Origin of the sequence: Herbiconiux sp. UC225_62 (assembly GCF_042694625.1) — a bacterium.
Lineage (GTDB): Bacteria > Actinomycetota > Actinomycetes > Actinomycetales > Microbacteriaceae > Herbiconiux.
The window spans coordinates 1239610-1260018 of sequence record NZ_CP170551.1; the positions used below are offsets into that span (position 1 = coordinate 1239610).

Genomic DNA, 20409 nt, shown 5'->3' on the forward strand with positions numbered 1-20409 from the left:
CCGCCGTGCCGAGCGAAGTCGATGGAGTCTGGGGCGGAATGGCGCCCAGGCTCCATCCGTTTCGTCAGCCGGGCGGAAACTCCATCGAGTCCGCCCGCCGAGCCTGGCGGGTGAGGCTACTCGGAGTCGGCGGCGATGCGCTCGTGGTGGTGGATGACCTCCGCCACGATGAAGTTGAGGAACTTCTCCGCGAACGCGGGGTCGAGGTGCGACTCCTCGGCGAGCGCGCGCAGTCGCGTGATCTGGCGGGCCTCGCGGTCGAGGTCCGCCGGCGGCAGGCCGTGCTCGGCTTTCAGCCGACCCACGGTCTGGGTGAATTTGAAGCGCTCCGCGAGCATGTGGATGAGAGCCGCATCGATGTTGTCGATGGACTGACGGATGCTCGTCAGCCGCGCGTAGACATCCGCCGAGCTGTCGAAGCCACCCGTGGGCACCGTGGAATCCTCATTCACCATGCTCAAACTCTAGCCAGCCTCGCTGACTCCGTTCTGCGCGTTACGTCGATGCGGTAGCCGGAGCCGCCCCTGGGCCAGCAGGATGCCGAGGAACACCAGGAGCGCGCCCAGCGGTGCGTTCCAGCTCAGCGTCTCGCCGAGCAACACGATGCCGAGCGCCACTCCCACCACGGGCGTGAGGTAGGTGACCGTCGAGGCCGCCGTGGGGCCCCAGGCGTTGAGCACGTTCATGTACCAGAAATAGGCGACCCCCGTGCCGGCGATGCCGAGCGTCAGCAGGCTCAGCGTGATCGGCACGTCGAGCACGATGGGGCCGAGGGCGATGAACGGGGTGAGCACGAGCAGCACGAGGGCGCCCATGCCCACCTGGAGGAAGGCGGCCGTGAGACCCGTGACCGGGTAGTGGCCGGTGATGAAACGGCGGATGTATCCGAAGGTGAAGCCGTAGCAGACGGCGGAGCCGAGGCAGGCCAGCTGGCCGGCGAGCTCCAGCGCGAGGTCGCCGTGAGCCGCCTCGTTCGCCACGAACGACCAGGGGCCGATGATCACGATCACCCCGATGATGCCGGCCGTGACACCCAGGATGCGGGAGCGGTCGAGCTTCTCGACGCGGAAGGCCAGGGTGACCATGAGTGCGGTGGTGATGGGCGTCACCGCGTTGTAGATGCTCGCGAGCCCCGAGGTGACGTATTGCTCGGCCCAGGCGAAAAGGAGGAACGGCACGGCGCAGCCGAAAGCGCCGATCACGACGAAGTGGAGGTAGACCTTCGGGTTGCGCGGCATCCGCGTGCGCATCACGAGCAGCAGGATGCCGAGGGTCAGGGCACCGAGCATCAACCGCGTCCACGCCACCTGGCCGAAGGAGACGCCGCCCAGCGCGACCTTCATGAAGAGGAAGCTCGAACCCCAGATGAGGCCCAGCGCCGTGAACTGCAGAGCGACGAGGAGTCGGCTGCGACGGGCACGGGCGGATTCGGGGCGGAGCTGGGTCACCACGCGACCCTATCGCGCGGCTGCGACATCGCCGACCGATGCGAGACGCCCGGCCGCCGGTGTTGGCAGTCGGGCGTCTCGAATTGGCAGGATCGGGTGCTGCCGGCCCTCGATCGATCGCTACTCGACGATGGTCAGTGCGACGTCGATGTTGCCGCGGGTGGCGTTGGAGTACGGGCAGATGGTGTGCGCCTTGTCGGCGATCTCGCGCGACTGCTCGGGCGTCACGTTCGGCACGTAGACGTCGAGTTCGACGGCGAGCCCGAAGCCACCGGAGTCGTTCTTGCCGATCGAGACGCTCGACGACACCGCGGCATCCGTCGTGTCGAGCTTCAGCTCGCGGCCCGCGGCGTGGACGGCGCCCAGGAAGCAGGCCGAGTAGCCCGCGGCGAACAGCTGCTCGGGGTTGGTCCCTTCTCCCGAGCCTCCCATCTCCTTCGGCGGGCGGGTGTCGAAGTCGAGCCGGTCGTCTTCGCTCCGGACGTGTCCGTCGCGGCCGCCACCGGAGGCATGGGCGATTGCAGTGTAGAGAGATTCCATGGTGCTAGTTCACCATCAATCGAACGATTCGGCTGCACCCGGGGGGCGAGCGAATTCCACAGGCACGCCTCCGCCTTGGTTCTCCACACGTTCGAGCAATCCGGCCCGGACGGCCGGCCACTCGTCGATGATGATCGAGAACACGGCGGAGTCCCGCCAGGTGCCGTCGGCGCGCGGAAGGTCGCGCCGCAGGATGCCTTCGAAGGTCGCCCCGAGCTTCGCGATCGCGGCGCGCGAACGCAGGTTCAGCACATCCGCCTGGATCTTGACCCGGCCGAAGCCGTTGTCGAAGGCCAGACCGAGGAGGAGGAGTTTTGCTTCAGGATTCACGACCGTGCCCCAGACCCGGGGGTCGTAGGCGGTCCAGCCGATGTGCACGGATTCGCGGGCCGGATCGATGTCGCCGAGCGTCGTCGTGCCCACCAGGGTGCCGTCGTTCCGGCCGCCCACCAGGCGGATGACGTAGGCGTTGCCACCCTCCCACTGGTAGTAGCCCTTGCCCCATTCCACGAACTCGTCGACGGTGGCGCGGTAGCCCGCCGGGCCGCCGCCGTAGCCGCCGGCGAACACCTCCGGGTGGCCGATGGCTCCGTGCAGCTCCGGGAGGAGTTCGGGCGTGAGCGGTTCGAGACGGATGTAGCGACCCTGCAGGATGCCGGGTTCGGGGCGTGTTGCTGGCATGCGTCCAGTCTGGCATCCGCGCCGCATCCGGTCGGGGCGGAGCTGTGCCACGATGGTGCCATGGGCAGTGCCGCCACCTTCTTCCACTCCGCCACCGCATTCCACGACCTCGTCACGCGTATCGACGACAGTCAGTGGGAATCCGTCGCGCTCGGGGAGTGGAGCCTCCGGTCGCTCGTGGGCCACACCACGCGGGCCATCCTGACCGTCGAGAGCTACCTGCTGCTCGACGACCCGGGATATCCGAACGTGCAGAACGCCGAGTCGTACTACGCCCGGGTCTACCGGGAGCTCACCGATCCGGCGGCCGTCGCGGCGCGCGGGGTCGAGGCGGGTGTCTGGCTCGGCGACGATCCGGCGCGTGCGATCTCGGACGCGCTCGGCCGAGCGATGGCCTTGGTCGATGCGGCTCCGCCGGAGCGCATCGTGTCCATCGGCGGCCTCGGCATCTCGCTGCCGGAGTACCTGCGCACGCGGGTGTTCGAGCTCGTGGTGCACTCGATCGACATCGCGCGCGCCACCGGGCTCGCGCACGGGCAGTCGCCCGAGGCGCTCAAGGCAACGCTCGACCTGGCCGCCGGAATCGCCGCGGCGCGCGGCGACGGCGAGACCTTGCTGCTCAGCCTCACCGGCCGTGGCACACTGCCGGAGGGCTACTCGGTCGTCTGACCCTCGCGTCGCTGCCGCGCGTCGCTACACCGCGGACACACTCCGGACGGCGAGCCCGGCCGGATCCCGCAGAACGCGCGAGAGCGCGAGCTGCGCCGCGCCGATCACGAGCAGGTCGTCGCCGAGACCCGCGCGGGCGATCCGCACACCGGTGCCGCCCGCTGCTCCGGCACCCGCGCGCCGCAAGGCGGAGCGGCTCAGGGCGGCCGGCAGGCGGTCGGGCGCGCACTCGTGCAGGGCGCCGAGGTAGCCACCGAGCACCACGAGCTCCGGATCGAAGAGGTTCACGGCCGTGCGCGCCGCCACCGCCAGGTGGTCGAGTCGGCGATGCACGAGCTCGCGCACCTCGGGATCGTCGCCCCGCGCGTGGAGCGCCGCCTCCAATGCGGAGCCGTCGACGAGACCGAGCTCATCCACGAGCCCTTCCAGCGAGACCTCGGTGTCGAGGCATCCGTGCCCTCCGCAGCGGCAGAGGGCGCCGTCGCTGTTCACCAGGATGTGCCCGAGCGCGCCCGCGTAACCGTCGGCCCCGGTGAGCAGAGTCCCGTCGCCGATCACGGCAGCGCTGACCCCGCCCGCCCCGCCGGTGAGGAACACCAGGTTGCGCACGCCTCGCGCCGCGCCGAACGCGCTCTCCGCGAGCGCGCCGGCGGAGGCGTCGCCGGCTGCGAACACCGGCAGGCCGAGCGCCTGCTCGAGCCGCTCGGCGAGCGGTTCGGCCAGCCAGCCGAGGTGCGGCGCGGCATCCACCACCCCGTCGCGCGAACGCACCAGTCCGGGAACGGCGAGTCCGACACCCACGGTCGAATACGACGCGTCGAGCTCCGACCGCATCCCGGCCACGACGGCCGTCACGATGTTCACCACTTCGTCCGCCCGCGGCACCTGGGTGGTGCGATAGCGGATGCGCTTGATCACGTGGCCGCCGAGCCCCACCAATCCGATGGTCACGGCGTCCGGGGCGGGATGCACGGCGAGCGCCACCGTGCGTCGCTCCGGCTCGATCACGAGGGTCGGGCGCCCTACGTGCCGCGCCGCGGCTTCGCTCTCGCGCACGAGCCGGAGCCCGACGAGCTCGCCCACCAGGGCGCCCACCGTGGAGCGGTTCAGGCCGGTCTCGCGCGTCAACTCGGCACGGGTGACCGCGCCGCGACTGTGCACCAGGGTGAGCACGGCGGAGAGGTTCGTGCGCCGAAGCTCACTCCCCGTCGACTCCGCCATGCTCCGCTCCTGATTCCGGATGCGATCCGCGCCGACCGGCCCGCCCGGCCGCTAGTCCCGCGCGCCGGTGAGGTGCTCGAGCGCCAGCTGCTGCAGCCGCACGAAGCCGAAGCCCTTGCCGTTGTAGTAGGCGTCGGCGTCGAAGTCCTCGTACGCCGAGCGGTCGGCGAGGAGCTCGTCGTAGCTCTCGCCCGCACCGAGCGTGGGCACCGAGAGCTCGGGCACGCGGGACGCGGTGAGCGCCTCCTGCACCTCGGGGTCGGCGCGGAAGGCGGCGGCCCGCTCCTTGAGCAGGAGGTAGGTGCGCATGTTCGCTGCAGCCGAGTCCCACACGCCGGTCTCGTCCTCGGTGCGCGAGGGCTTGTAGTCGAAGTGGCGAGGCCCGTCATAGGACGGCCCGCCCGAAGGCCCGCCGTTCTCGAGCAGGTCGACGAGCGCGAAGGCGTTCTGCAGGTCGCCGTGGCCGAACACGAGGTCCTGGTCGTACTTGATGCCGCGCTGACCGTTGAGGTCGATGTGGAAGAGCTTGCCCTGGTAGAGCGCCTGGGCGATGCCGGCCGCGAAGTTCAGGCCCGCCATCTGCTCGTGCCCGACCTCGGGGTTGACGCCCACCAGCTCCGGCCGCTCGAGGGTCTCGATGAAGGCGAGCGCGTGGCCCACGGTCGGCAGCAGGATGTCGCCGCGCGGCTCGTTCGGCTTCGGCTCGATGGCGAAGCGGATGTCGTAGCCCTTGTCGGTGACGTACTGTCCGAGCAGGTTCACGGCCTCGCGGTAGCGCTCGAGAGCGGCCCGGATGTCTTTTGCCGCGTCGTACTCCGCACCTTCGCGGCCGCCCCACATCACGAAGGTCTTGGCACCGAGCTCGGCGGCCAGGTCGAGGTTGCGCAGCACCTTGCGCAGCGCGAAGCGGCGCACGGCCCGGTCGTTGGAGGTGAACCCGCCGTCCTTGAACACGGGAGCCGAGAACAGGTTCGTGGTGACCATCGGCACGATGACGCCGGTGTCGGCGAGCACCTGCTTGAGGCGGTCGATCTGGGTCTGGCGCTCGGCATCCGTCGAGCCGAAGGCGAAGAGGTCGTCGTCGTGGAAGGTGAGGCCGTAGGCGCCGAGCTCGGCGATCTTCTCCACGCCGTGCACGACGTCGAGCGGCGCACGGGTCGGGCCACCGAACGGGTCGGCACCGTTGTACCCGATGGTCCACAGACCGAACGAGAACTTGTCTTCACGAGTGGGGGTCAGGGACATGAGTGTGCTCCAGTGCAGATTCAGTACTAAAAGTGGTTACCAACAACATATTCGGATTCCGCCGCCGATGTCAACGAAGACGCGCGGTGAATGAGAGGAAATGGTCCGTCTCATGTAGACCTCCGTCCATAAACCGCAGACAACAACAAACTCACGGCGTGCTCTCAGCCAAGGGTCACCGACACCGTCACGTACGAGTGCGGCGGCAGATCGACGCGCAGTCCGGCGCCGAACGGCTGATCGACGACCTCCACCTCGTGGTCGCGCACCGACACGGTGTCCGGTGCGGCCGCCGTGTTGTGCGCCTGCAGGGAGTCGGCGCTCAGGATGCGAGCACTCCATCCGAGCACCGTGCGCCCGCGCAGATCGAGCAGGGTGGAGACCGAGCGGTCGGCGTCGAGGTTCGTCAGCGAGAAGAGGGCGGTGTCGCCCGTGGTCGAGGCCGAGACGGACAGCAGTTCCAGACGCTGGCCATCGATCTCACGGTGCAGCTCCGGCGCCTCCACGTGCACCCGGAGGGCGGTCGCGTCGTGGTGGCCCACGTTCATCCGGAACACGTGATAGCTCGGCGTGAGCACGAGCGCCCCGCTGTCGGGATCGGTGAGGATCATCGCCTGCAGCACGTTCACCGTCTGGGCGATGTTCGCCATCACGAGCCGGTCGGCGTGGGCGTGGAAGGCGTCGAAGTGCACGCTCGCCACGAGCGCGTCGCGCAGGGTGTTCTGCTGGTAGAGGAAGCCGGGGTTCGTGCCCTCCTCCACGTTCCACCAGGTGCCCCATTCGTCGAGCACCAAGCCGATCTTCTTCGCGGGGTCGTAGACGTCCATCACCGCGGCGTGACCGCGGATGAACTCCTCGACCCGACGCGCCTTCAACATCGTCAGGTAGTAGTCGTCGGTGCTGAACCGCGTCGCGTCGCCCTTGTCCTCCCAGGGCCCGGGGATCGTGTAGTAGTGGAACGAGATCGCCTGGTAGATGTCTTTCGGCCCGTCGCCGCAGCCGATGCAGCTGATCGATTTCATCAGCGTCTCGGTCCAGCGGTAGTCGTCGTCGGAGGCGCCGGCGGCGATGCGGTACAGCTTGTTATCGCCGTGGTCGCGCAGGTAGGTGGCGTACTGCCGGGCGAGGTCGGCGTACGCCTCGGCGCGCATGTTCCCCCCGCAGCCCCAGGCCTCGTTGCCGATGCCCCAGAAGGGCACCTTCCACGGTTCGTCGCGGCCGTTCGCCCGGCGCAGTGCCGCCATCGGCGATTCGCCGCCCCGGGTGAGGTACTCGACCCACTCGCTCATCTCGCGCACGGTACCCGAGCCCACGTTGCCGTTCACGTACGGATCGGCGCCGAGGAGTTCGCACAGCGCCAGGAACTCGTGCGTGCCGAAGCTGTTGTCCTCCACCACGTCGCCCCAGTTGGTGTTCACCATCCTGGGCCTGTCTTCCCGCGGACCGATGCCGTCACGCCAGTGATACTCGTCGGCGAAGCATCCGCCCGGCCAGCGCAGATTGGGGATCGCGATGTCGCGGAGCGCCTCCACCACGTCGAGACGGATGCCGCCCTCGTTCGGCACCGGGGAGTCCTCCCCCACCCAGAACCCGCCGTAGATGCACCGGCCGAGGTGCTCGGCGAAGTGCCCGTAGAGGTGCCGGCTGATGGTGGGCCCTGGGATGTCGAGGTCGATCACGACCCGGGCGTCGGCGGCGCTCACGAGAGCCACTCCGAGCGGGGCGTGAGCGGCACCAGCGAGGGCAGCTCGGGTGCCGAGTCGACGGCGACCCTCCGACCCGATCGCGCCGACTCGAGCAGCGCGCTCATGACCTCGAGCACGTGCAGCCCGATGGCGCCGCCGGCGCGAGGGGTCTGGCGATCGCCGAAGACGAAATCGATCAGGCCCGCGCCGCGACTCCCCTCTTCGAAGCCCGCGGACGCGGCGACGGGCGCCCAGGCCTCCGAGCCGAGGGCGAAGGTGCGCACCTCGCCGTCGAAATAGTTCGGATCGGGCACCGACAGCGATCCCCGTTCTCCATGGATCTCGATCGGGTTGGCCTGCGTCCGTACCCCGTCGAAGCTCGTGGTGATGGTGGAGAGAGCACCGTTCGCGTGCTCCAGGACGCCCGAGACGTGGGTGTCGACCGACACCGGGATCTCCTCCCCGGCGCGCGGCCCGGTCTGGATGACACGGCTCGAACGCAGACGACTGGCGGCGCCCGTCGCCGAGACCACCGGCCCGAGCGTCTGCACGAGCGACGAGATGTAATAGGGCCCCATGTCCAGCAGCGGCCCACCCCCTGGCGCGTAGTAGAAGTCGGGGTTCGGATGCCAGGCCTCGTGGCCCGGCGCCACCCAGGTGGCGGTGGCCGAGACCGGTCGGCCGATGAGTCCCGACTCGACGGCCGACCGCGCCGTCTGGGTCCCCGTGCCGAGGACGGTGTCGGGCGCGCTGCCGACCCTCACGCCCGCGGCGGCAGCGGCCGCGACCACTTCACGCGCCTCGGCGAGCGTCGCCGCGAGCGGCTTCTCCCCGTAGACGTCCTTCCCGGCGGCGATGGCGGCCAACGCCACCTCCGCGTGGGCGGCCGGGATGGTGAGGTTGAGCACCGTCTGCACCTCCGGGTGCGCGAGCGCCGCGTCGACCGCGAGCGCCTCGGCCCCGGTGTCCGCCGCGGTCGCCCGCGCGCGTTCCGCGTCGAGGTCGGCCACGGCCACGATCCGCAGCCGCGGATGCCGGGTCAGTGTCTCCAGATAGGCCCGGGAGATGACCCCGAGACCGACGATCGCTATGCCGTGCGACGTGCCCACAGCATCCCCCTCTCGATGATGGTGCGGACGTTCTCGTTCTGCAGCACGTCCACGGTGTGACCGGGCGTTGCGACGACGATCCGCCCCTCACCCCAGTGGCGTGTCCACACCGCGGGTGATTCGATCGTGCGATGCCAGGGATGCCACGGCGGAGCCGGGTGCGTCGTGGTGGCGAGAACGTCGATGAGGTCGTCGTGCAACACCCAGTACTGCTCCGTCACCAGGTCGAAGTCGTCCAGGCCTGTGGTGATCGGATGACTCCTCCCGAGCTCGGTGATCGCGATCGTGTGGGCGAGGTAGTTGTCGGTCTCGTCGCCGACGCGTTCCTCCGGAGCCCTCGCCGGGTGGGTGGCGAACTGCCCGCCGATGAGCTGGAGGTAGTCGGACTCGTTGCGGAACGAGTCCGCGATCCCGCCGTGCCAGCCCACCAGACCCAGCCCGCCTGCCACGGCCTCGCGCAGCCCCGCCACCGCCTCGCGCGAGATCTGGGACATGGTGATGCTCTGTACCACGAGGTCCAGCTGCGCCATCCGTGCCGCGTCGGCGTACACCTCCGGAGAATCGTGCACCTCGACGGCGAAACCCTGCCCCTCCAGGAAGGGGATGAAGAGCTCGGTGGCCTCGACCGGATGGTGTCCGTCCCAGCCTCCCCGCACCACGAGAGCTGACGGGGCGGTCATCCGAGAATCCCGGCGGTCAACGGCGACCCCTCGGGAACGAGCGGACCCTCGACCGTGACCCGGACGAAGCGGTCGTCGGAGAGCGTGACGACGTGCACCGGACCGAGCACCTGGATGCTCGCGACCGTGTCCCGCTCCGCCGCCGACGGGCCGACCCAGAGCTGCACCTCGCCGGGCTCCACGATCCGGTCGTAGTGCAGGCCGGTGAAGGCGAGCCGGCTGGTGGGCACCTCGAAGCGCACGACGGCCTCGGCTCCCGCGGGCAGGTGCACACGCTGGTAGGCCACCAGCTGCGCCACGGGGCGCGTGACGCTCGCCTGGACGTCGTGAGCGTAGAGCTGCACGAGGTCGGTGGCATCCCGCTCCCCCGTGTTGCGGACGCGGACGGATGCACTGAAGCCGCCACCCGCGACGACCGACTCGTCGACCGCCAGGTCGCTGCGCTCGAAGCTCGTGTAGCTCAGGCCGTGGCCGAAGGGCAGCACCGGAGTGCTGTCGGCGCTCGTGACCTCCGACGGGCCGCCGAGGATGGGGTGCAGGTAGGAGTAGGGCTGCGCACCGGCGGAGCGCGGCAGCGACACCGGCAGGTGGCCGGAGGGCACGACAGTCCCGGTCAGCACGCCCGCGATCGCCGCCCCGCCCTCTTCGCCGGGGAAGAAGACCTGCAGGACCGCGGCGGGCGCATCCGGACCACTGATGGCCCAGTCGATCGCGTAGGGGCGCCCGGAGCAGATCACCAGCACCACGGGGGTTCCGGTGGCGATCACGGCCTCGACCAGCTCGCGCTGCACACCGGGCAGCTCGAGGCTCTCGACATCGTTGCCCTCACCCACGGTTCCGCGGCCGAACAGTCCGGCGCGATCGCCGACCACGACCACGGCCACCTCGGCGCCGCGTGCCGCCGCGACCGCGGCCTCGATGCCCGAGCGGTCGTCGCCCTCGACATCGACGCCGCGCTCGCTCACGATGTCGGTGCCGGGCAGACCGGTCCGAAGCGCCTCGAGCACCGTGGGGATCTCGAACCCGATCGGCATGCCGGGGTGGTGGGCGAGAACGTGGTTCACGAAGGAGTAGCAGCCCATGAGCGCCTCGGCCGAGTCGGCGTTCGGTCCGATCAGGGCGACGGATGCCGGTGCGCGGCCAGCCGGAGACGCGAGGGGCAGGGTTCCGTCGTTGGTGAGCAGCACGATCGACTCCTCGGCGAGCCGGAGCGCGACGGCGCGGTGCGCGGGCGAGTCGAGGTCGATCTCGGTGGGAGCGGCGTCGAAGGTCTCGTCGAGCAGCCCGAGGTCCTCCTTCTGCGCCAGCACGCGCAGCACGGCGCGATCGACCAGCGCTTCGTCGGCGTCGCCGGCGCGGATCCGGTCGGCGAGCGGCTTCAGGAACGCGTCACCGGTGGGCAGCTCGACGTCGATTCCGGAGACAAGGGCGAGCTCGGCCGCCTCGCCGCCGTCGGCGGCGACCCCGTGCATCAGCTGCAGGAAGGCCACCGAGAAGTAGTCCGACACCACCACGCCGTCGAATCCCCACTGCTCCCGCAGAAGGTCGGTGAGGTACTCGGTGGTGCCGGCGACGGGCGCGCCGTCGATCTCGGCGTAGGAGTTCATCACCGAGCGCACCCCGCCGTCGAACACCGCCATCTCGAACGGCGGCAGCAGCACGTCGTTCAGCTCGCGGCGCCCGAGATGGACGGGGGCGTGGTTGCGGCCGGCCTGCGAAGCGGAATACCCCACGAAGTGCTTCAGGGTCGCGTGCACCCCGGCGCTCTGGAGACCGCGGACGTACCCGGTGCCGATCGTGCCCACCACGTAGGGGTCCTCGGAGATGCACTCGTCGACCCGGCCCCAGCGCGGGTCGCGCACGACGTCGAGCACCGGCGCGAGACCCTGGTGGATGCCGAGCTCGCGCATCGACCCGCCGATCAGGCGACCCATCTCCTCCACCAGCTCGGGATCGAAGGCGGCGCCCCAGGCCAGCGGGGTCGGGAAGGTGGCGGCCTTCCAGGCGGCCAGCCCCGTCAGGCACTCCTCGTGCACGATGGCCGGGATGCCCAAACGGGTCTCCTCCTTCAGCCGGCGCTGCTCGCTCCAGAGCCAGCCCGCCCGCTCGACCGGATCGACCGGTCGCGTGCCGTAGACCCGGGTGAGATGCCCGAGGCCGTGCACCGTCGCATCCGCGTAGCCCGTGGATGTCGCCATCTCGTCGGCCAGGGGGGCGACGACTTCGCCGCCCTGATCGACCCAGTACCCCACGATCTGGGCGAGCTTCTCCTCCAAGGTCATGCCGGCATGCAGTCGGCGGACCCGGTCGGAGACGTCGGGGAGGCGCGGAGGGGTCACGGAGGATCCACTTTCTCGGGATGGCATGCGGGTCAGCCCTTCACGGCGCCGGTCAGGCCACCGACGATGCGGCGCTCGAACAGGCTGAAGAACACCAGGGCGGGGATCATCGACAGGGAGGTGAAGGCGAGCACCTTCGCCGTGTCGACGGAGTACTGCGACGAGAAGGCCTGCACGCCGAGGGGCAGCGTGAAGGTGGCCTCGTTGTTGAGGATGAACAGGGGCAGCAGGTAGCTGTTCCAGCTGGCGATGAAGGCGAGGATGCCCACGGTGATCACGCCGGGCATCGCGAGACGCACCACCATGCGCCAGAAGAAGCCGATCCGGCTGCATCCGTCGATGAACGCCGCCTCCTCGATCTCCCGCGGGATGGCGCGGAGGAAGGGCACGAGGATGATGATCGTGGTCGGCAGGGCGAACGCGATCTGCGGCAGGATGACGCCGCCGAGCGAGTTCATCAGGCCGATGTTCTTCACCACGATGTAGAGCGGGGTGATCGCGACCGTCATGGGGAACATCAGGCCGGCGGCGAACACCGAGTACATCACTCCGCGACCACGGAACTCGTAGCGGGCGATGACGTAGCTGGCCATGAGGCCGAGCACCACCACGCCGAGGGTGGTGACGACGGCCGCGATGGTGGAGTTGAGCACCTGGTTCCAGAACACGCCGCCCGTGAGCACGTCGATGTAGTTCTGCACGTTCCAGGGGTTCGGCAGGCCGGCCGGATCGACCGTGATCTGCGAGTTCGTGCGGAAACCGCCGAAGATGATGTAGGCGACGGGCGCCAGCATCAGGGCGATCACCACGAGGGCGATGAAGTACACCAGGGTGTTGCCGCGCTGCATCGGCGGCTTTCCCTTGGAGCGTCGGCGACGGGCGGGCGGGTTGGTCGTGACGGCCGTGCGGCCGGCGGGTGTCGAGGCGATGGTGGCGGTCATCCGCGCTTGCCTCCTTTTCCGGTGAGAGCGCCTTCGGTGTCGCGACGGAGCACGAACCGCTGGTAGACCAGGGCGACGACGAGGGAGATCACGAAGAGCACCACGGCGACGGCGCTGCCGTAGCCGTAGCTTCCGGCGTTGCGGCCGTTCGTGACCATGTAGGTGACCATGGTGGAGGTGCCGGCGGTCGACGAGACGTACTGGCCCCAGATGATGTAGACGAGGTCGAAGAGCTGCAGCGATCCGATGATCGACAGGAACGCCCAGATGCGCAGGGTCGGGCCGAGCAGCGGGAGCACGATGCTCCGCTGGATCTGCCAGAACGACGCGCCGTCGATCGACGCGGCCTCGGTGAGCTCCTCGGGGATGCCCTGGAGGCCGGCGAGGAAGAGGATGACGGCGAACCCGACGTACTTCCACGTGATGATGCCCATCAGGGTCCAGATCGCGAGATCCGGGTTGGCGAGCCAGTCCTGGGCGAGCCCGCCCAGTCCGATGTTCTCGAGCAGGCCGTTCAGCGCCCCGTTGGTCTGGAGCATCAGGCTCCAGCCCGTGCCCACCACGACCTCGGAGATCACGTAGGGCACGAAGATGAGCACGCGGATGATGGACTGACCGCGCAGGCGCCGGTTCAACAGCAGCGCGAGCAGGATGGCGACCGGACCCTGCAGCACCAGCGAGAGCACCGCGATGATCCCGTTGTGCAGGAGCGCCTCGTGGAAGGACGGGTCCTGCAGGATGGTGATGTAGTTGCGGAGGCCGACGAAGTCGACGGCCGGGCCGTAACCCTGCCAGCTGAAGAAGCCGTAGTAGCCGGCGACCACCACCGGGAAGATCACGAACGCCAGGAAGATCACCAGCGCCGGGCCGGCCAGCAGTGCGATCTCCAGTCGGGTCGTCCAGCTGGTGCTCTTGCGGCGCGCCTTCCGGCGCACCACCGCCGGGGACAGCGCGGTGGTGCCGCTGCCCCCGGTGGTGTCGAGATCCGCCGCCGGATCGAGCTCGGCGGCCGTGCTCTCGCGAAGCTGCATGTCGGGTGTCCTACGCCTTCTTGGCGGCGTCGTTGACCGTCTGCACGAGTTGCTCGGGAGTGCTCTTGCCGGCCAGCAGGTCGACGACTCCCACGTTCAGCGCGTTGCCGACGTTCAGTCCGTAGACCGTGTCGAGCCACTGCGAGACGTAGGGGGCCGCGTTGTAGGCCTTGAGGATCTCCTGCAGGTAGGGCTCGGTGACGGCCTTCTGCGCTTCCGTGTTCACCGGCGGGGCGTTGAAGGCCACGTAGTAGGCTTCCTGCACCTCGGGGGTGGCGATGTAGTTGAGGAAGTCGACGCACTGCGGCGGAGCATCCGCGGCGCAGGAGTAGCCGTCGACGCCGCCGAGGATCGAGCCGGGCTCACCCTCGCCGCCCTGGATCTCGGGGAAGGGGAACCAGGAGAGGTCGGGAAGCGGCTTGGTGTCGGGGGTGAGCGAGGCGATCACTCCCGGGTCCCAGGCGCCCATGAGCTCCATGCCGGCCTGGTGGTTGGCCAGGAGGCCGGCGGAGCTGCCCGCGCCCTGCTGGGCGGAGGTGGTGAGGAAGCCGTCGTTGAACGGGTTGGTGGCGGCGAACGACTCGAGGTCTTCGCCGGCCTTGATCCAGCACTCGTCGTCGAAGCTCTTCTCGTCGGCCGCCTTGGCCAGCGTGTCGGGGCTGCACTCGCGCAGCGCGAAGAAGTAGTACCAGTGCGCGGCGGGCCAGGCGTCCTTCGCGCCGAGGGCGATGCCCTGCGTGCCGGAGGCCTTCAGCTTCTGCGCCGCCGACTCGAGGTCGTCGATGGTGGCGGGCGTCTCGGTGATGCCGGCGGCCTTGAACAGGTCCTGGCTGTAGAAGATGCCGCCCGGGAGCACGGCGACCGGCATGGCGTAGGTCTTGCCGTCGAGCTGCTCGGCCTTGAACGATCCCTCGGGGATCTGGCTCTTGGCGTCGTCGGAGATCTTGTCGGTGATGTCCATCACCTGGCCGGCCGCGACCATGGCGGCCATCTTGCCGCCGCCGCGCTGGAGGAAGATCTCGGGGCCGTCGCCGGAGTTCATCGCGGTCTGCAGCTTGCCGTCGAGGTCTTCGTTCTGCACCGTCTGGACGTCGATGGTGACGCCCGGGTTGGCGGCCTCGAAGTCGGCGGCCGTCTTGTCCCAGAATTCTTTGCCGGGGCCGGTGGTGGAGTTCTGCCAGAGACTCATCGTCACGGCGCCGTCGCTGCTACCGGAATCCGATCCGGCGCTGCAGGCGCTGAGACCCAGAGCCCCCAACGCGAGGATCGCAGATCCGGCGAGGATCTTTCGTGCCTTCATGTGGTTCAACCTGTTCTCTTCGTTGAGCGGCACCATCGTCGTCGAGGCGCCAGGGATGTGAAGTGCAGGAGGTCGTCGACTCGTCGTCGCGCTCCCTCAGGACAGAAGTGTCTCTGGGCCCGGAAAAAGTGTCAAACGTTTTCGAAAACATTTTCCATCTCTGTGACTATGCTGTGTCCATGTCTCGCCGAGCCACCATCCAAGACGTCGCCGCCGCGGCCGGCGTCTCGGTGTCGACGGTTTCGAAGGCCGTCAACGGCCGCTACGGCATCTCGAGCGAGACGTCCCGCCGGGTGCTGGAGGTGGTGGAGGAGCTCGGTTACGAGTCGAGTCTGATCGCCAGCAGCATGCGCTCGCGGCGCACCGGCGTGATCGGGGTGCTGGTGGCCGATTTCGAGCCGTTCAGCGCCGAGATCCTCAAGGGTGTCGCGTCGGCACTGCACGACTCGCGACTCGATCTGCTCGCGTACAGCGCCTCGCGGCAACACGAGGGCGCCGGCTGGGAGCAGCGATCGCTGAGCCGACTGAGCGGCACGCTCATCGACGGCGCCATCATCGTCACCCCCACCGTCGTCGGGGTGAACACCGAGGTGCCGATCGTGGCGGTCGACCCGCACACCGGACGCGCCGACCTGCCCACCGTGGAGTCGGACAGCTTCGGTGGGGCGCTCCAGGCCACCCAGTACCTGATCGAGCTGGGGCACACGCGGATCGCCTTCGTGGCGGGCCGCCCCGATCTGCGCTCGTCGGTGCTGCGGGATGCCGGCTACCGGCGCGCCCTCGAGATGGCGCGTATCCCCTTCGACCCGACGCTCGTGCGCGTGGGCCTCTACGAGACGGAGACGGCGCGCACGACGGCCGCGTCGCTGCTGTCGTCGCCGAACCGGCCGACCGCCATCTTCGCCGCCAACGACCTCTCGGCCATCGCCATCATCCAGACGGCGTCCGAGCTGGGTCTCGAGGTGCCCGGCGACCTGTCGGTGATCGGGTTCGACGACGTGCCCGAGGCGTCACGGCTGTCGCCGCCGCTCACCACCATCCGCCAGTCGATGCAGACGATGGGGGCGTCGGCGGCTGAACTGCTGGTGGCGTTGATGAACGGGGAGACGCCGGAGTCGACGCACCTGCGCCTGCCCACACGTCTCATCCGTCGGGCGACGACGGCTCCTCCCCGCTCCTGAGGCGCTCCTGAGCTCGGCGCGCGCTCTGCCTCGTCGTGTCCGACACGGCGATGGAATGTCGCTCGACGATCGGCATCGGAATCAGGCGTTGCCCCGGTGCGGCCTCCGACAGGAGCAGTTTCACCGCCTCGCGCCCCATCTCCACGTGCGGCAGCCCGATGGTGGTCAGGCCAGGGCGGAGGTACGAAGCGAGCTCGTCGTTGTCGAAGGAGACGATCGAGATGTCACGGCCGACCGCGAGACCGCGTTCACTGCAGGCTTGGTAGGCGCCGAAGGCGAGCCGGTCGTTCATGCACAGCAGTGCCCGGATGTCGTCCCGGCGATCGAGCAGGTCTGCCGTGAGGTCGTAGCCGTTGTGAGGCTCCCATTCCCAGCACGATTCCTCGGCCACCAGCGTCAGCCCGAGGTCGTGCAGTTCCGACCGCAGGCCCTTGACCCGGCGCGCGACCGTGGCCGAACGGAAAAGATCCCGTTCGGCGTCGTCGTTCTGACCGATGAGGGCGATTCCCTCGGCGTGGCCGGATGCCGCCAGCAGGTCGACGGCGGCACGTCCGCCGGCTTCCTCATCCGGCAGCACCGAGACGCCGTATCGCGGATTCGTGGCGTTGAGCATGACCACCCTCGTGGAATCCGGGAAGTCGGGAACGAAGAGTTCCCGCGCGCGCATGGTTCCGAAGATGATGCCGTCGACCTGTCGATCGAGGACGGCTTCGATCGCCTCGGTCTCGCGGGCGGGCTCTCCCCTCGTCTCCATCACCAGGACGACATGCCCGGCGCGCTCGGCCTCCTCGAGCGCACCTTGGATGAGGCCGCTGGCGAAACGCGTCGTCGCGACCACGTCCGAGATGAAGGCGATCGACAGGGTGCGGTCGGTGCGCAGAGCCCGAGCGCCGATGTTCGGGCGATAGCCGAGTCGCGCCGCCGCCGCGTGCACCCGTTCGTGGGCCTCGGCGGAGAAGCGGGTGTCGGGCTTGCCGTTGAGGATGAGAGACGCCGCCGTCGGCGACAGGCCGGCCAGGCGCGCGACATCGGCCAGCGTGCTCCGCTTTGCGGACATGCTCCTCCTCTTCGCCGTTGACGACACCGTTCCGGGCCATGACTTGACATGCCCTTCTGAGCGAGTAAGTATATGCGCAGTCGGTGGTAAATGCATTTAGCACCGCCTCTCAGCACCGAAGGTCATCACATTCCCCTTTGACGAAGGAGTCACCATGGCATCCAGAACCACCCGACGGCGCGCCGTCGCCATCACGGCGACGAGCGCCGTTCTCTTGCTCGGGCTCGCCGCGTGCGCGCCGGGAACATCCGCTCCCGCCACCCAGGCCGCCGGTGCGGTCTCCACCGAGGCGCCGACCGAGGACATCACCATCACGATCCAGGACGAGACCGGGTTCCCGGTCACGTCGGACCTCGCCGACGAGTTCACGAAGCAGTACCCGAACGTGACGTTCGACATCAAGCGTGACAGCTTCCAGAACCTCCTGGCGAACTCGCCGCGTCTGCTCGCCAGCGATGACGCTCCCGACCTCATCCGCCTCTCCACCCTCGGCACGACGGTGAAGGACGGCCTGCTCACGAACCTCGACCCGTACTTCGACGCCTACGGCTGGGACAAGTTCCCCGCCGGCCAGCTCGCGGGCGCCCGCATGGACGACGACGGCGTGCGCGGCGACGGATCGCTGTGGCAGTTCGGCATCGGCTACAGCGTCACCGGCATCTACATGAACCAGAAGCTCGCCGACCAGGTGGGCATCACGGAGGTCCCGGCCACGATCGACGAGCTCGAGGCCGACCTGCAGAAGGCCAAGGACGCCGGGGTGCTGCCGATCCAGACCGGCATGCAGGACGGCGTGGGCACCTTCGTGCTGCAGGCCCTGATCAACCAGTACGGCGACAAGCAGCCCCTGGTGGACTGGATGTTCAACAAGCCCGGTGCGACCATCGAGACGGATGCGGCGCTGCAGGGCGCGACGACCTTCCAGGACTGGGCCGAGAAGGGCTACCTTCCCCCCGACGTCAACGCGATCAACTACACCACGATGGTGTCGAACTTCACCTCCGGCCAGGGCCTGTTCATGTGGGACGGCAACTGGGACGCGGCGAACGTCGACAAGGGCCTCGGCACGGGCAACGCACAATTCTTCCTCATGCCTCCGGTCGCAGCCGGCGACCCCTACGTCGCCATGGGCACCGGCAACACCTTCGCCATCCCGGCCAAGGCGAAGAACGCCGATGCGACCGCATTCTTCCTCAACTGGATCGCCACGAACGACAAGGCCCGCCAGATCGTGGTGGACGTGACCGGTGCGTCGCCCGGCGGCGACCCGGCGCAGGCCCTGCCGACCGTCGAAGAGGGCAGCCTGATCGCGAAGGCTCTCGAGCTCTCCGCCGAGGTGGGCGCAGATGACGGGTTCACCGACTTCATGGCGAACTCGACCGCCGGCATCTACCAGGGCTCGCTCCAGCCGAACGAGCAGCTCTTGCTGACCAGCAAGATCACGCCGGAGGACTTCCTGAAGGCGACTCAGGAGTTCTACGAGAAGGATCTCGCTTCCCAGTGATCACCACCGACAACGGCACGGTCGGGGCGGCGACATCCGCCCCGGCCGCGCCGCCCCCCGCACCCCGCCGGCGCCGTGGGCGCACTGCGCGACGCCTGATCGCGGTGGGCTGGCTCATGCTGCTCCCGGCGATCCTCGCCTACCTCTGCTTCGTCGTGTACCCGTTGATAACCGCGGTGCAGTACTCCTTCTACAAATGGAACGGGATCGGCGTCTCCACCTGGATCGGGCTCGGCAACTACGTCGAGATCTTCACCAACCCGCAATTGCTCGCGCCGATCTTCAACGCCCTGATCCTGATCCTCTTCTTCTCGGGCATCCCGATCGTCGCCGGACTCGCCTTGGCGAGTCTGCTCCGCACGATGCGCCCCGGCCCGTTCGCCACGGCGTCGCGCACCATCCTCTTCCTGCCCCAGATCGTCCCCCTGGTGGCCGCCGGCATCGCCTGGTCGTGGATGTACGCGCAAACCGGAACCATCAACTCGATCCTCAACGGCGTGGGTCTCGGCTTCCTCTCCCGATCCTGGCTCGCCGACTTCACCACCGCGTTGCCGGCCGTCGGGCTCATCGGCTCGTGGGTGCTCACCGGGCTCTGCACGGTGCTGCTGCTGACGGGCATGGGAAAGATCGACGGCTCGCTCTATGAGGCGGTCCGCCTCGACGGGGCGGGCTGGTTCCGGGAGTTCGTGACCGTCACCCTGCCTGGGCTCCGCCAGGAGATCGCCGTGCTCGTCACGATCACGGTCATCGCCGCTCTTAGCACGTTCGACATCATCTACACGACCACCAAGGGCGGCCCGGGAACGACCACCCTGGTGCCCGGCATCTCGATCTTCCGGTTGGCGTTCGTGCAGAGTCAGGTCGGACTGGCGTCGGCTTTCGGCATCGTGCTGCTGTTGTTCGTGCTGCTCATCGTCATCCCCATCCAACGGCTGTCCCGGGAGCGTGACCAGTGATCGTCAACCGCACCGAGCTGATCGTCGGGCGCATCCTGCTCGTCGTGATCCTGCTCCTCACCCTGCTTCCGTTCGCGAGCATGCTCACGGCCGCCCTGCAGTCGCCCGACCGCATTCCGAACGGTTTCGCCTGGCCGACCGATCCGCACTGGGAGAATTTCGTCACCGCGTTCCTGGTGGGCAAGATCGGTACGCTGATGCTCTCGAGCCTCTTCATCGTGGCGATCGTCGTGCCCGTCAGCCTGCTCTTCGCCACCCTCGCCGGGTATGCCCTGGGCAATCTCCGCATTCCGGGCGGGCGGGTCGTCCTCATCGGAATGATCGTCGGCCTCACCATCCCCTTCGAAGCGATCGTGATCCCCCTCTACTATCAGCTGACGTCGTTCGGGGTGATCAATACGCAGTGGGCGGTCATCCTGCCTCTCATCGGCCTGTACATGCCGTTCAGCGTGTTCTGGATGCGGGCCCATTTCATCGGGGTGCCGCGAGAACTCTCCGAAGCGGCGCGGGTCGACGGCGCGAGTGTCTGGCAGGAGTTGCGGAGCATCCAGTTGCCCCTGGCGAGGCCTGCCCTGTCCGCCCTCGGCATCCTGCTCTTCCTCTGGACCTGGAATCAGTTCCTGCTCCCCCTGGTGATGATCGACGACCCCGACAAGCGCACGATGGCCGGAGCCTTGGGTGCCTTCCAGGGGCAATACATCGACGCGCTGCCGCTGCTGTTCGCGGCATCGCTGCTCGTGATGTTGCCGACCGTCGCCATCTACATCGTCTTCCAACGACACTTCATCGGCGCCCTGCTCCAGGGCGCCGTGAAAGGCTAGA

Annotated in this window: 19 protein-coding genes; 5 read left to right on the top strand and 14 right to left on the bottom strand. The window is 68.7% G+C overall.

Annotated features, from left to right (window positions below; genetic code table 11):
* Nucleotides 1-116 precede the first annotated feature (116 nt).
* The 4 genes from ACFJGU_RS05960 to ACFJGU_RS05975 all read right to left on the bottom strand — a co-directional run bounded on the left by ACFJGU_RS05960 (nt 117) and on the right by ACFJGU_RS05975 (nt 2669).
* The gene (locus ACFJGU_RS05960) at nt 117-455 is read right to left on the bottom strand and encodes a chorismate mutase (protein ID WP_382308518.1); all 339 of its coding nucleotides are present in this window, start codon (nt 453-455) and stop codon (nt 117-119) included.
* Between the two features lie 9 nt (nt 456-464).
* Nucleotides 465-1448, bottom strand: a complete 984-nt coding sequence (locus tag ACFJGU_RS05965) for a DMT family transporter (RefSeq protein ID WP_382308520.1) — start codon at nt 1446-1448, stop codon at nt 465-467.
* A gap of 120 nt (nt 1449-1568) precedes the next feature.
* Nucleotides 1569-1988, bottom strand: a complete 420-nt coding sequence (locus tag ACFJGU_RS05970) for an organic hydroperoxide resistance protein (RefSeq protein ID WP_382308521.1) — start codon at nt 1986-1988, stop codon at nt 1569-1571.
* Between the two features lie 15 nt (nt 1989-2003).
* Entirely contained in the window at nt 2004-2669 is a 666-nt protein-coding gene (locus tag ACFJGU_RS05975; RefSeq protein ID WP_382308523.1) for a GNAT family N-acetyltransferase, read from the bottom strand.
* Between the two features lie 60 nt (nt 2670-2729).
* Here ACFJGU_RS05975 and ACFJGU_RS05980 point away from each other — a divergent pair, with 60 nt between their 5' ends.
* Nucleotides 2730-3338 (top strand): maleylpyruvate isomerase family mycothiol-dependent enzyme, encoded by a 609-nt coding sequence (locus tag ACFJGU_RS05980; protein WP_382308524.1) that lies wholly within the window; start codon nt 2730-2732, stop codon nt 3336-3338.
* Between the two features lie 24 nt (nt 3339-3362).
* Here ACFJGU_RS05980 and ACFJGU_RS05985 read toward each other — a convergent pair whose 3' ends face one another.
* The 9 genes from ACFJGU_RS05985 to ACFJGU_RS06025 form a co-directional block, all read right to left on the bottom strand.
* Nucleotides 3363-4559, bottom strand: coding sequence for an ROK family protein (locus ACFJGU_RS05985; RefSeq protein WP_382308526.1), 1197 nt, complete (start codon nt 4557-4559; stop codon nt 3363-3365).
* A 51-nt stretch (nt 4560-4610) separates the two neighbouring features.
* Nucleotides 4611-5804 carry a xylose isomerase gene (gene xylA, locus ACFJGU_RS05990; protein ID WP_382308528.1) on the bottom strand — a complete coding sequence of 398 codons (1194 nt, stop codon included), beginning with the start codon at nt 5802-5804 and terminating at the stop codon, nt 4611-4613.
* A gap of 164 nt (nt 5805-5968) precedes the next feature.
* The gene (locus ACFJGU_RS05995; protein WP_382308529.1) at nt 5969-7507 is read right to left on the bottom strand and encodes an alpha-N-arabinofuranosidase; all 1539 of its coding nucleotides are present in this window, start codon (nt 7505-7507) and stop codon (nt 5969-5971) included.
* On the bottom strand, nt 7504-8598 hold the full coding sequence (locus ACFJGU_RS06000) for a Gfo/Idh/MocA family protein (protein WP_382308531.1): 1095 nt from the start codon (nt 8596-8598) through the stop codon (nt 7504-7506). Before ACFJGU_RS06000 ends, ACFJGU_RS05995 begins: the two co-directional genes overlap by 4 nt.
* Complete coding sequence (locus ACFJGU_RS06005) at nt 8577-9278, bottom strand: ThuA domain-containing protein (RefSeq protein WP_382308532.1); 702 nt, start codon at nt 9276-9278, stop codon at nt 8577-8579. Before ACFJGU_RS06005 ends, ACFJGU_RS06000 begins: the two co-directional genes overlap by 22 nt.
* A complete protein-coding gene (locus tag ACFJGU_RS06010; RefSeq protein WP_382308534.1) occupies nt 9275-11644 on the bottom strand; it encodes a glycoside hydrolase family 3 N-terminal domain-containing protein in 2370 nt (789 codons plus the stop codon). The genes ACFJGU_RS06005 and ACFJGU_RS06010 overlap by 4 nt, the downstream gene beginning before the upstream one ends.
* Before the next feature lie 5 nt (nt 11645-11649).
* Nucleotides 11650-12465, bottom strand: a complete 816-nt coding sequence (locus ACFJGU_RS06015) for a carbohydrate ABC transporter permease (RefSeq protein ID WP_382310291.1) — start codon at nt 12463-12465, stop codon at nt 11650-11652.
* Between the two features lie 89 nt (nt 12466-12554).
* Complete coding sequence (locus ACFJGU_RS06020) at nt 12555-13589, bottom strand: carbohydrate ABC transporter permease (RefSeq protein WP_382308536.1); 1035 nt, start codon at nt 13587-13589, stop codon at nt 12555-12557.
* A 10-nt stretch (nt 13590-13599) separates the two neighbouring features.
* Nucleotides 13600-14889: an ABC transporter substrate-binding protein gene (locus tag ACFJGU_RS06025; protein WP_382308538.1), complete on the bottom strand. Its 1290-nt coding sequence runs from the start codon at nt 14887-14889 to the stop codon at nt 13600-13602.
* Between the two features lie 179 nt (nt 14890-15068).
* Here ACFJGU_RS06025 and ACFJGU_RS06030 point away from each other — a divergent pair, with 179 nt between their 5' ends.
* The gene (locus ACFJGU_RS06030; RefSeq protein WP_382308540.1) at nt 15069-16070 is read left to right on the top strand and encodes a LacI family DNA-binding transcriptional regulator; all 1002 of its coding nucleotides are present in this window, start codon (nt 15069-15071) and stop codon (nt 16068-16070) included.
* Here ACFJGU_RS06030 and ACFJGU_RS06035 read toward each other — a convergent pair.
* Entirely contained in the window at nt 16033-17127 is a 1095-nt protein-coding gene (locus ACFJGU_RS06035) for a LacI family DNA-binding transcriptional regulator (protein WP_382308542.1), read from the bottom strand. The two genes, ACFJGU_RS06030 and ACFJGU_RS06035, sit on opposite strands and share 38 nt — an antisense overlap.
* A gap of 154 nt (nt 17128-17281) precedes the next feature.
* On the opposite strand from ACFJGU_RS06035, the gene ACFJGU_RS06040 reads away from it, so the two are divergent.
* Genes ACFJGU_RS06040 through ACFJGU_RS06050 form a run of 3 tightly spaced genes read left to right on the top strand, consistent with a single transcriptional unit; the run spans nt 17282 to nt 20408 of the window.
* The gene (locus ACFJGU_RS06040) at nt 17282-18631 is read left to right on the top strand and encodes an ABC transporter substrate-binding protein (protein WP_382308544.1); all 1350 of its coding nucleotides are present in this window, start codon (nt 17282-17284) and stop codon (nt 18629-18631) included.
* Nucleotides 18631-19587, top strand: coding sequence for a carbohydrate ABC transporter permease (locus tag ACFJGU_RS06045; RefSeq protein WP_382310293.1), 957 nt, complete (start codon nt 18631-18633; stop codon nt 19585-19587). Before ACFJGU_RS06040 ends, ACFJGU_RS06045 begins: the two co-directional genes overlap by 1 nt.
* Nucleotides 19584-20408 (top strand): carbohydrate ABC transporter permease, encoded by an 825-nt coding sequence (locus ACFJGU_RS06050; RefSeq protein ID WP_382308546.1) that lies wholly within the window; start codon nt 19584-19586, stop codon nt 20406-20408. Before ACFJGU_RS06045 ends, ACFJGU_RS06050 begins: the two co-directional genes overlap by 4 nt.
* Nucleotide 20409: the final 1 nt, after the last annotated feature.

Excerpts from the sequence above, each read along its gene's own strand:
- ACFJGU_RS05975 (WP_382308523.1), bottom strand. The coding sequence starts at position 2,669 with ATGCCAGCAACACGCCCCGAACCCGGCATCCTGCAGGGTCGCTACATC.
- ACFJGU_RS06030 (WP_382308540.1), top strand. The coding sequence starts at position 15,069 with ATGTCTCGCCGAGCCACCATCCAAGACGTCGCCGCCGCGGCCGGCGTC.
- ACFJGU_RS05985 (WP_382308526.1), bottom strand. The coding sequence starts at position 4,559 with ATGGCGGAGTCGACGGGGAGTGAGCTTCGGCGCACGAACCTCTCCGCC.
- ACFJGU_RS06010 (WP_382308534.1), bottom strand. The coding sequence starts at position 11,644 with ATGCCATCCCGAGAAAGTGGATCCTCCGTGACCCCTCCGCGCCTCCCC.
- ACFJGU_RS06015 (WP_382310291.1), bottom strand. The coding sequence starts at position 12,465 with ATGCAGCGCGGCAACACCCTGGTGTACTTCATCGCCCTCGTGGTGATC.
- ACFJGU_RS05980 (WP_382308524.1), top strand. The coding sequence starts at position 2,730 with ATGGGCAGTGCCGCCACCTTCTTCCACTCCGCCACCGCATTCCACGAC.
- ACFJGU_RS05970 (WP_382308521.1), bottom strand. The coding sequence starts at position 1,988 with ATGGAATCTCTCTACACTGCAATCGCCCATGCCTCCGGTGGCGGCCGC.
- ACFJGU_RS06040 (WP_382308544.1), top strand. The coding sequence starts at position 17,282 with ATGGCATCCAGAACCACCCGACGGCGCGCCGTCGCCATCACGGCGACG.
- ACFJGU_RS06005 (WP_382308532.1), bottom strand. The coding sequence starts at position 9,278 with ATGACCGCCCCGTCAGCTCTCGTGGTGCGGGGAGGCTGGGACGGACAC.
- ACFJGU_RS06020 (WP_382308536.1), bottom strand. The coding sequence starts at position 13,589 with ATGCAGCTTCGCGAGAGCACGGCCGCCGAGCTCGATCCGGCGGCGGAT.
- xylA (WP_382308528.1), bottom strand. The coding sequence starts at position 5,804 with ATGTCCCTGACCCCCACTCGTGAAGACAAGTTCTCGTTCGGTCTGTGG.
- ACFJGU_RS06035 (WP_382308542.1), bottom strand. The coding sequence starts at position 17,127 with ATGTCCGCAAAGCGGAGCACGCTGGCCGATGTCGCGCGCCTGGCCGGC.
- ACFJGU_RS05960 (WP_382308518.1), bottom strand. The coding sequence starts at position 455 with ATGGTGAATGAGGATTCCACGGTGCCCACGGGTGGCTTCGACAGCTCG.
- ACFJGU_RS06025 (WP_382308538.1), bottom strand. The coding sequence starts at position 14,889 with ATGAAGGCACGAAAGATCCTCGCCGGATCTGCGATCCTCGCGTTGGGG.